9 protein-coding genes and 1 pseudogene are annotated in these 8,672 nt (G+C 66.8%); 3 read left to right on the plus strand and 7 right to left on the minus strand.

Features of this window, described 5'->3' with window-relative positions; genetic code table 11:
• Nucleotides 1–5: 5 nt before the first annotated feature.
• Both Q0S16_RS06330 and Q0S16_RS06335 read right to left on the minus strand, forming a co-directional pair.
• On the minus strand, nt 6–884 hold the full coding sequence (locus Q0S16_RS06330; protein WP_295846156.1) for an SMP-30/gluconolactonase/LRE family protein: 879 nt from the start codon (nt 882–884) through the stop codon (nt 6–8).
• Between the two features lie 36 nt (nt 885–920).
• Nucleotides 921–1,241, minus strand: coding sequence for a helix-turn-helix transcriptional regulator (locus tag Q0S16_RS06335; RefSeq protein ID WP_295846158.1), 321 nt, complete (start codon nt 1,239–1,241; stop codon nt 921–923).
• Between the two features lie 227 nt (nt 1,242–1,468).
• Here Q0S16_RS06335 and Q0S16_RS06340 point away from each other — a divergent pair, with 227 nt between their 5' ends.
• A complete protein-coding gene (locus Q0S16_RS06340) occupies nt 1,469–2,185 on the plus strand; it encodes a class I SAM-dependent methyltransferase (RefSeq protein ID WP_295846160.1) in 717 nt (238 codons plus the stop codon).
• 119 nt (nt 2,186–2,304) lie between these two features.
• Nucleotides 2,305–3,042, plus strand: a complete 738-nt coding sequence (locus Q0S16_RS06345) for a YoaK family protein (RefSeq protein WP_295846162.1) — start codon at nt 2,305–2,307, stop codon at nt 3,040–3,042.
• A 154-nt stretch (nt 3,043–3,196) separates the two neighbouring features.
• On the opposite strand, the gene Q0S16_RS06350 is transcribed toward Q0S16_RS06345, so the two are convergent.
• The 4 genes and pseudogenes from Q0S16_RS06350 to rsgA form a co-directional block, all read right to left on the minus strand.
• Nucleotides 3,197–3,682, minus strand: coding sequence for a hypothetical protein (locus Q0S16_RS06350; protein WP_295846164.1), 486 nt, complete (start codon nt 3,680–3,682; stop codon nt 3,197–3,199).
• Nucleotides 3,683–3,691: 9 nt separating this feature from the next.
• Nucleotides 3,692–4,027 (minus strand): annotated as a pseudogene (gene phaR, locus Q0S16_RS06355) (polyhydroxyalkanoate synthesis repressor PhaR); the annotation flags it as partial.
• Nucleotides 4,028–4,389: 362 nt separating this feature from the next.
• Nucleotides 4,390–4,677 (minus strand): hypothetical protein, encoded by a 288-nt coding sequence (locus tag Q0S16_RS06360; protein WP_295846166.1) that lies wholly within the window; start codon nt 4,675–4,677, stop codon nt 4,390–4,392.
• Nucleotides 4,678–5,246: 569 nt separating this feature from the next.
• Nucleotides 5,247–6,299 carry a ribosome small subunit-dependent GTPase A gene (gene rsgA, locus Q0S16_RS06365; protein ID WP_295846168.1) on the minus strand — a complete coding sequence of 351 codons (1,053 nt, stop codon included), beginning with the start codon at nt 6,297–6,299 and terminating at the stop codon, nt 5,247–5,249.
• A 249-nt stretch (nt 6,300–6,548) separates the two neighbouring features.
• On the opposite strand from rsgA, the gene Q0S16_RS06370 reads away from it, so the two are divergent.
• On the plus strand, nt 6,549–7,958 hold the full coding sequence (locus tag Q0S16_RS06370; protein ID WP_295846169.1) for a M20 family metallopeptidase: 1,410 nt from the start codon (nt 6,549–6,551) through the stop codon (nt 7,956–7,958).
• Nucleotides 7,959–8,003: 45 nt separating this feature from the next.
• Here the strand turns inward: Q0S16_RS06370 and Q0S16_RS06375 are convergent.
• On the minus strand, nt 8,004–8,672 hold a 669-nt coding region (locus Q0S16_RS06375; protein WP_295846170.1), incomplete at its 5' end, for an SDR family oxidoreductase.

The raw sequence follows: 8,672 nt of genomic DNA on the forward strand, positions 1-8,672 counted from the left end.
CCCCCTCAATGAAATCCCGTCTCCGCGAGCCGGATCGACATCGCGGCGGCCGGTACGTCGACAATAGTCGTCGCGACGCTGGCGGTGTGCTCGCGGTCCGGATAGTCGGCGAGATTGGCGGCCACCGTCAGGCAGAACAGAGTCCTGCCATCACGCCCGCCGAGCTGGCAGGCCACCGCGTGGCGGCCGGGCACGTGGACGCGATGGGTGACGCGGCCGCCGGGCAGCACGCGGACGAATAGCGGCTGCCGCGCCGCCGCGGCCCAAACCGCGCCCTCGGAATCGGCGCAGATGCCGAGCGGGCTCATGCGCTCGAAATTGGCGAACACCTTGCGGTGCAGCAGCGCGCCGTCGGCATCGATCTGATAGGACAGCACGCGGTTGCCGAGCGTCTCCGCCACCAGGAGATCATGCGCGGCGGTGATCGCCAGCCCGCCGGGATGCGCCAAATTATCGGCGACCGCGCGCACGCTGCCGTCGGGCCGCGCCAGCAGGATGCGCGCCGAGGCGAATGCTTCCTGGCCATCGGCGGCGGCATCGAACGCGCTGACATAGGCATTGCCGTCGCCGGCGACCGCGAGGTCGCGCAGCAGGCCGGCGGCGAGTTCCGACAGGTCGGCATGGACGGCCGGCTTGCGGGCGGCAAAGTTCAGCAGCTTGCGCTGGGTCATCGAGGCGACCAGCAATTGCCCGTCGGGCAGGAAGCCGAGCCCCGAGGGCCGGCTCGGCACGTCGGCCACCACCGAGACATGGCCGTCGAGGTCGATGCTGAACACCTTGCCGGCGCCGCTGTCGGAGACGAACAGCGAGCCGAGATGCCAGCGCGGCGCCTTCAGGCGCCAGAAGCCGCTGGCCAGCAGCTCCGTCGTGAGGGTCTTTGTCATCATTGCCGCCGTTCAGAAGTGTCGCGGCGCCCGCGTCTAGCGCGGGCGCTTCGGGCGCACGGGCGCTGTCGCCTGGGGTTGCGGGATCGTTGTCGCGGCGGATGGCGCGGCCGGCTCCCGCAGCCGCACGCCGCGGCCGCTGGCCGCGCTCGGGCTGCCGGGGTTGATCAGCTCGACGCCGGCGGTCTCCAGCGCCGAGATCAGCTTCATCAGCGAATCGACATTGCCGCGGATGACGCCGTCGCTGGCCTCCATGCGCTGGATCGTCGGCACCGACAGGCCGGTCAATTCGGCGGTCTGGCGCTGGTCGATGTTCAGCAGCGCGCGGGCGGCCCGGAGTTGATTGGCGGTGATCATGTTTCGGCAGGCCCCGGAGAGTACTGAGGAGGAGATAGGCCATCCAAACTGCATTTCCAACCATCAATCTTCATGTGCAACATATCAAATTGCGCAAACCCGTCGCCGCCGGTGACACCAGGTGGCTACATTGGCATGCCGTATATTCCGTGATAAAAGATGTTTCACGCATCGTTTCTAATGGTTTATCGGAATAGGCTGGCGCAGTGCAACTCCTCGGACGGTACATGGGGCGGAACGGGGAGATCGAGGTCGCGGAATATGCGTCGAACGGCACCCGCGCCTATTTCGAGGAGGGCGTGCTGCAGAGCCAGGCGACGCCCGAGGGCGAGAGCATCTTTACCTATGTCAAGCTGATGGACGAATTGTTGCGCCGCGCGGGCAGCGTGCTGGTGCTCGGCTGCGGCGGCGGCAATCTCGCCACCAAGCTGGCCGGGCTCGGCAAGCGGCTGACCATCGTCGACAACAACCCGATCAGTTTCATGATCGCGCAGCAATTCTTCGGCCTGCCGGAAGGCCTGCCCTGCATCGTCGCGGATTTCCGCAGCCATGTGTTCGATGACCGCAAGCTGTACGACGCCGTGGCGGTCGATGTCGGCGGGCCTGGCTTCCACTTCAACGAGGAATTCGATGTCCAGACCTGCGACGCGATCCGCGCCCGCCTCGCGCCCGGCGGGCGGATCGTGATGAACGTCACCGTCAACAACGACATCGACCCGGTGCCGGACTGGATCGCGGCGCGGCTGGCCGGCGACACGCTGCGGCCGTGGCTGCTCGATGAACGCGGCATCGAGGATCGCAACGCGATCATCACCTGCATTCCCGAGAAAACCATCGCCCGGCCGGCGGCGCTGCGCGACGCCATGCGGAACAACAATGAGCAGTGGTCGCTGCGTCGTGGCCGGCTGCGCGGCGTCGACATGGCGCGGGGGGCCCGCCCTTGATCCGGCGCGCGCCCGCTTCCGCGACCGCGCAAGGGCGCTTTCGTGTATAATCACCACGGCGATTGATCGGCGCCCATCGGCGTCCCGGTCGTCGCCATCCGCGAGTTTCGGGGACCATCATGCTGGTGCAGCAAGGCGAAGAGCGCGGCAACGACGTCGACCAGCGACTGGCCTGTACGCTGGCCGCGGTTGCCGGCGCGTTGAACACCGCGGCGTTCGAAGCGGTCGGCTTTTTCGCCGCCAACATGACCGGCAATGTCTCGCTGCTGTCGGACCATATCGCGGTGGGCCATTTCCTGACCGGCAGTTTCTTCCTTGCCATCATCCTCACCTTCATCGCCGGCTCGGTGGTCTCGACGGTGCTGGTCAATTTCGGCCGGCGCCGCCAGATCCACGGCATCTACGCCTACAGCATCCTGTCGGAGGCGATCCTGCTGGCGGTGCTGGGCTTCGCCGATGTCGGCCTGCCGCCGCTGCACCGCGCGCCGACGCTGGTGCTCGGCATCAGTTTCCTGATGGGGCTGCAGAACGCGGTGGTGACGCGGATCTCCGGAGCCCGGGTGCGCACCACCCATGTGTCGGGCACGGCGACCGATATCGGCATTGAGCTGGGCATGCTGATCGACATCATGCTTGGTCACGAGCCGAACGAGACCGCGGCGCCGTATTGGGCGAAGCTTCGCCTGCACGGCATGAGCATCCTGTCGTTCCTGATCGGCGGCGTGGTCGGCGTGCTGGTCTACCAGAGGATCGGTGGCCTGTTGCTGATCGCCACCGCGGTGCTGCTGCTGGTCATCGCGGTGTCCGGCATCCGCCGCGCGCGCGGGCTGCGGGCACGGGCCGCGGCGGCCGAGTGACGTCCGCTTATGCTACCCGTTAGTATCAGACTTGTAGGGTGGGCAAAGGCGCCGTTGCGCCGTGCCCACGCGTATCCGGCAGGTCCTGTGCGTGGGCACGCCTCGCCGCGCTTCGCGCGGCCGAGGCTTTGCCCACCCTGCCAGCTACCAGGTGCTACAGTTTCAGCAGCAGGCAATGCGTGATCGCGCCCTTGCGCTTGCCCATCGGGATGAACAGCCGGTGGGATTCACCATCATCCGTTTGTTCAATCGGCGTGCAGACGTAAAACGGCAATCGGTCGCGCGACAGGCGACCCAGCTTACCGGCCAGCCCGTCATTATAGGGCGCCAGCCGATGGTCGGTCACCCGGGCGCCGGTCAAATCGAGGCCGGTGCGCGCCGCGGAGAACGGCGCGAAGCGTTCGAACTTCCAGTCGTCGCCGGATGGCGTGCGCGCGAGAACATGGAGATGGTCCGACACCTCGTCGAACTGCGACAATTCCAGACGGCTCGCGACGCCGCTGCCGACGTCGAACATCGCGCGGAATTGCACGACGAACAAAATCATCCGCAGCGGCAGGCAGCCGGACGTATCGAGCTGGTCGAGCCGCGGAATATAGAAGCGCCCGTCGCCGGGCTGGCCGGTCCGGTCCTGCGACATCGATCAGCCCTGCAGCTTGGCGCGCTCGCGCGTCAGCGTGTCCATCGACATCTCCAGAAAGGCCGGCACCATCTGCTGCATCGAGCCGCCATAGAGACCGATCAGGCTGCGCAGGAAGGCGATCGGCAGCAGGTCCTGCCCGACCTTCTTCTCCTCTTCGGCGATGATGTGGCCGAGCACGCTCCTTGTGATGTCGTCGCCGGACTTCGCGTCATAGACGACGAACACCTTGCCGCCCTTGGCCATCACCGCCAGGCTCTCGACGTTTTCATAGGCGCTGGTCGTGGTGTTGTAGAGCCGGCGGTTGCGGTATTTCTTGATGATGCAGGGCGTCGCGGATGTCATCTCGGGATTCTCCAGGCGGGCGATCGTCTGTCAGCGCCGCCCGCCTGACGCGGGCCTCGCCCTCGGATGTGTTGTTGTCCCGGGCGGATGTCGTCAGCCGCTCTGGTGGACGCCCCAGGCCAGCGCGGCCATCAGCGCCGCGAACATGACGACCACGAACGTGGCCACGATGATTGATTCGATCGGCATTGAAGCAAGCGGCATGTTGATGTTCCTGTCCGGGAGCACGCGGCTCCCGTTGTTGCCGGCACCGCGATTCAAGCAAAGCCACTTCGCGGGCATTCGTGCCACGCGGTGACACCGCCGTTCGAAAACAGCGCCCGTCGCGATGAAGGCTGATGAAGCGGTGTCGTCGCGTGAAATCAGGCGGAACGGAAAATCTGTTCTTCGGTCACGACCCGCTCCAGCTTTTCCGTCTCGCTCCGGATCCGGTATCGGGGCCGTCCGTCGGCCTCGATCGGCATGCAGGAGATGATCTTGTAGAGGCTGCGTTGCGGCATGCCGGTGCGGCCCTGTGGCCCCTGCACCTGATGAAACACGTCGTCGTCGATCGCGTAGTTGCGCGGCATGGCACTGATTTCCTTGTCGATAGCGAACCCGATCGCGGCCTTGATGGCTGCCCGCCCGCGGGCGCGGCGGCAGCATGGCATCAGGCATCCTTAAACGATGTTTTAAACATCATTTATTCAGTATTAAAAATATATAGCGATGTCTGGCGCGAAATTCAAGCGCGGGTTGTCGCCAGGCACGGGGGGCGCACATCCGTCGCAACAAGTGGTCCCCGCGCAGGCGGGGGACCCGCGGAGCGGGATGACTTTCCGTTGATTTGAATCACTGGCCCCGTCATTGCGAGTTTGGGACCGGCCTTTTGGCTGATCCTGAGATATGAAAGATAAGACTCGTGTCCCGGACGCGGTGCGGCATTCTCAGGCGATGCCCTTGCATCGCCGCCATGCCGCTCCGCGGAGCCGGGACCGTATCGGGCAACGACGTTTTTGGCGGTCCCGGCTCTGCAGCTCATGACGCCTCCCGCGGAGGCGCATTGCGCTGCGTCCGGGACAAGTGCCCTTTCTTCCTAGGAGCCCTTGCTGCGAAGATTCCAGTCTTCGCTCGTCGCTTTCTGGATTGCTTCGCCCCGGGATAATACGGCACAGCCAACTTGTCCCGGGCTCGCAATAACGGAGGAGGGGACGGCTCTTCGATCCAAAGACCTCCCGGTCTAGTCGGCCTCGGATCCGGCCCGGGTGCGGCGCGGCGGGCTCGGTCGGCTGCCGCCCGGCTTGATCCGTCCCGGCGTATTGCTGCGGTTTTCCGCCACCATGGCGCGCCAGCGGGCGAGCCGCTCGGCGTCGAGCCGGCCGTCCGCCACCGCGGCGCGGACCGCGCAGCCCGGCTCATGGGCATGGGTGCAATCGCGAAACTTGCAGAGCGGGGCGAGTTCGGTGATCTCGGCGAATAATTCGTCGATCCCGGCGCTGGCCTCGCTGACATGCAGCGTGCGCATCCCCGGCGTGTCGATCACCCAGCCGCCGCCGGCGATCGCATGCAGCGAGCGCGACGTCGTGGTGTGCCTTCCCTGGGCATCGTGCTCGCGAATGCCGCCGGTTGGCTGCGGCAGTTCCTGCGCCGCGCCGGCCAGCGAATTGACCATCGTCGATTTACCGACGCCGGAGGAGCCGACCAACGCCGCCGTCTGTCCGGCTCCGCACCACGGCCGCAGATAGTCGGTGGCGTTGCCGGTTCGCGGATTCGAGACCACGACGGCGAGGTCGCGCTGCAACGCGCTGGCCTGGTCGATGTAAAGCCGCGGGTCGTCGGCGAGATCCGCTTTGGTCAGCACGATCACCGGCGTGATCCCGGCCTCATTGGCAATCGCCAGATAGCGCTCCAGGCGAGCGACATTGAACTCGGCATTGCAGGAGGTGACGATGAACAGCGTGTCGATATTGGCGCCGGCGAGCTGCGGCTCGCGACTGCCTTCGGTGCGCCGCTGCAGCACGGTGCGGCGGTCCAGCCTTCGCTGCATCAGCAAATTCCGCGGATCAGCCAGAACCCAGTCGCCGACGGCGAAGTCGGTGGTCCGTATATTGGGCGCAAGCACCAGCCGGAGCGGTCCGTCCTGCGCGATCGCGGTCATGCGGGTGCGATGCACGGTGGCGATCCGCGCCGGCAGCAGCTCGACCTCGTCGGGCAGGATTTGCCCGGCGAAAAAATCCGACCATCCCAGATCCGCGAGCGACCATGCCGGCCGGCTTTCCGATCGGTCGGTCATGCGGTCGTCCCGCGGCCAGCCGTGTCGCTCATGATTTACCTTCCGCGGGCAGCCCCGGCAGCGCTGTTCGCCCGGGCCTGTCCCGAAACTTGCGATGCTCCAGCCTATCAGATTCTGACGAGTCGGTCGTCGTGTGCTGTCAGCCATAGGCCCGGGCTGCCGCGACATGAGAGCGTTGCGGCGCGGCACTATGGTGTTTTCAAATCCGGTATAGGACAGTCTGGTCCCGCAACAGGATTTGCATCTGCCATGAGTCGCCAGGACGCCGTCGCCCGCGCCACCGATTATTTCGAAAGCGGCGCGTTTCGCGCCGATCTGGCGCGCCGCGTCGCCATTCCCACCGAAAGCCAGGGCGGCGATCGCATCGACGTGCTGAACGCCTATCTCAGCGACGAGATCATCCCGGCGATCGAGCGGCTCGGCTTCCGCAGCCGCGTGCTGGACAATCCCGCCGCCGGATACGGCCCGTTCCTGATCGCCGAGCGTCACGAGGCCGACGGCCTGCCGACGGTGCTGACCTATGGCCATGGCGACGTGGTGTTCGGCCATGCCTCGACCTGGCGCGAGGGTCTCGATCCCTGGCAGGTGGTGGTCGAGGGCGACCGCTGGTATGGCCGCGGCACCGCCGACAACAAGGGCCAGCACACCATCAACCTGGCGGCGCTGGAGCAGGTGATGGCCGCGCGCGGCGGCAGCCTGGGTTTCAACTGCAAGATCATTCTCGAGATGGGCGAAGAGGCGGGATCGCCGGGGCTGCGCGCGATCGCGCAGGCGGAGGGCGCGGCGCTGAAGGCGGACGTGCTGATCGGCTCCGACGGGCCCCGCCTGACCGCCGAGCGGCCCACGGTGTTTCTCGGCTCGCGCGGCGCGATGAATTTCGAGCTCGAGGTGGACCTGCGCGCCGGCGGCCATCATTCGGGCAATTGGGGCGGCGTGCTGGCCAATGCCGGCACGTTGCTGGCCCATGCCATCGCCTGCCTAATCGACAGCCAGGGCCGCATCCTGGTCGACGCGCTGCGCCCGGCCAGCCTGCCGGAGCCGGTGCGCGCGGCTCTGTCCGACGTCAGCGTCGGCCAGGGGCCGGGCGATCCGGTGATCGACCCGAACTGGGGTGAGCCCGGGCTGAGCTCCGAAGAGAAGATTTTTGGCTGGAATACGCTGGAAGTGCTGGCGTTCAAGACCGGCACGCCGGAGGCGCCGGTCAATGCGATTCCGCCGAACGCCAAGGCGACCCTGCAATTGCGCTTTGTGGTCGGCACCAATGTCGACGGCATCCTGCCGGCGGTGCAGGCGCGGCTCGATGCGCACGGGCTGCGGCGCGTGGTGGCAAAGCCGGCGCGGATGGAGACCTTCGCCGCGACGCGGCTGGATCCGACCGACCCGTGGGTCGGCTGGGCGCTCGCCTCGATCGCCGAGACCACCGGCAAGAAGCCGGCGCTGCTGCCCAATCTGGGCGGCTCGCTGCCCAATGACGTGTTCGCGGACATTCTCGGCCTGCCGACGATCTGGGTGCCGCATTCCTATCCGTCCTGCTCGCAGCACGCCCCGGACGAGCATCTGCTCGGCTCGGTCGCGCGCGAGGCACTGCGGATCATGGCCGGCCTGTTCTATGATGTCGGCGAGGACGGCCCGCGCATCATCGCCGCGCGCGGCAAGTGAACGCGCGGTGGCCGCGCAAGATCGCGGGCCACCGCTTCCCCGATGTCAGATGGCGGTGTAACCGCCATCCACCAGCAGATCCGTGCCGGTCATGAAGCTCGACGCGCTGCTGGCCAGAAACAGCGCCGCCTGCGCGATCTCGACCGGCTGGCCGACGCGCCCCAGCGCATGCTTGGCCGCGTTTTCGGCGATCGCGGTGGTCGCATCATCATAGCGCAGCAGCAGCCGGCGGGTGTCGATCGCGCCGGGCGACAGCGAGTTGACCCGGATATTGTCGGCGGCGTGATCCAGCGCCATTGCCTTGGCCAGTTGCAGCAGCGCGCCCTTGGCGGCGCAATAGCTGGGCCGGCCCTTGGCCCCGACATGGCCCATCTGCGAGGCGATATGGATGATGCTGCCGCCGCCGCCCCGGATCATGGCGGGCAGGATCGCGCGGCTCATCAGATAGGCGCCGGTGACGTGGACGGCAAACACCCGGTTCCAGTCGGCGAGGCCGAGCTGCAGGACATCGCCGGTCGGATCATCATTGGAGGCGCCATTCACCAGCACATCGGCGGCGGTCCATTTCGATGCGACTTCGTCGCCGACCGCGCGGGTCTGGTCTTCATCGGAGACGTCGCAGGTGAGCGCCATGGCCTCGCCCCCCGCGGTCCGGATCGCGGCCACCGTGGATTCCGGCGACATCAGATCAACGCAGGCGACGCGCGCGCCGGC

This window comes from Tardiphaga sp., from assembly GCF_025356345.1.
Taxonomy (GTDB): domain Bacteria; phylum Pseudomonadota; class Alphaproteobacteria; order Rhizobiales; family Xanthobacteraceae; genus Tardiphaga.

Coding starts and splice junctions, on each gene's coding strand:
- Q0S16_RS06330 (WP_295846156.1), bottom strand. CDS start 884: ATGACAAAGACCCTCACGACGGAGCTGCTGGCCAGCGGCTTCTGGCGC.
- Q0S16_RS06335 (WP_295846158.1), bottom strand. CDS start 1,241: ATGATCACCGCCAATCAACTCCGGGCCGCCCGCGCGCTGCTGAACATC.
- Q0S16_RS06340 (WP_295846160.1), top strand. CDS start 1,469: ATGGGGCGGAACGGGGAGATCGAGGTCGCGGAATATGCGTCGAACGGC.
- Q0S16_RS06345 (WP_295846162.1), top strand. CDS start 2,305: ATGCTGGTGCAGCAAGGCGAAGAGCGCGGCAACGACGTCGACCAGCGA.
- Q0S16_RS06350 (WP_295846164.1), bottom strand. CDS start 3,682: ATGTCGCAGGACCGGACCGGCCAGCCCGGCGACGGGCGCTTCTATATT.
- Q0S16_RS06360 (WP_295846166.1), bottom strand. CDS start 4,677: ATGCCATGCTGCCGCCGCGCCCGCGGGCGGGCAGCCATCAAGGCCGCG.
- rsgA (WP_295846168.1), bottom strand. CDS start 6,299: ATGACCGACCGATCGGAAAGCCGGCCGGCATGGTCGCTCGCGGATCTG.
- Q0S16_RS06370 (WP_295846169.1), top strand. CDS start 6,549: ATGAGTCGCCAGGACGCCGTCGCCCGCGCCACCGATTATTTCGAAAGC.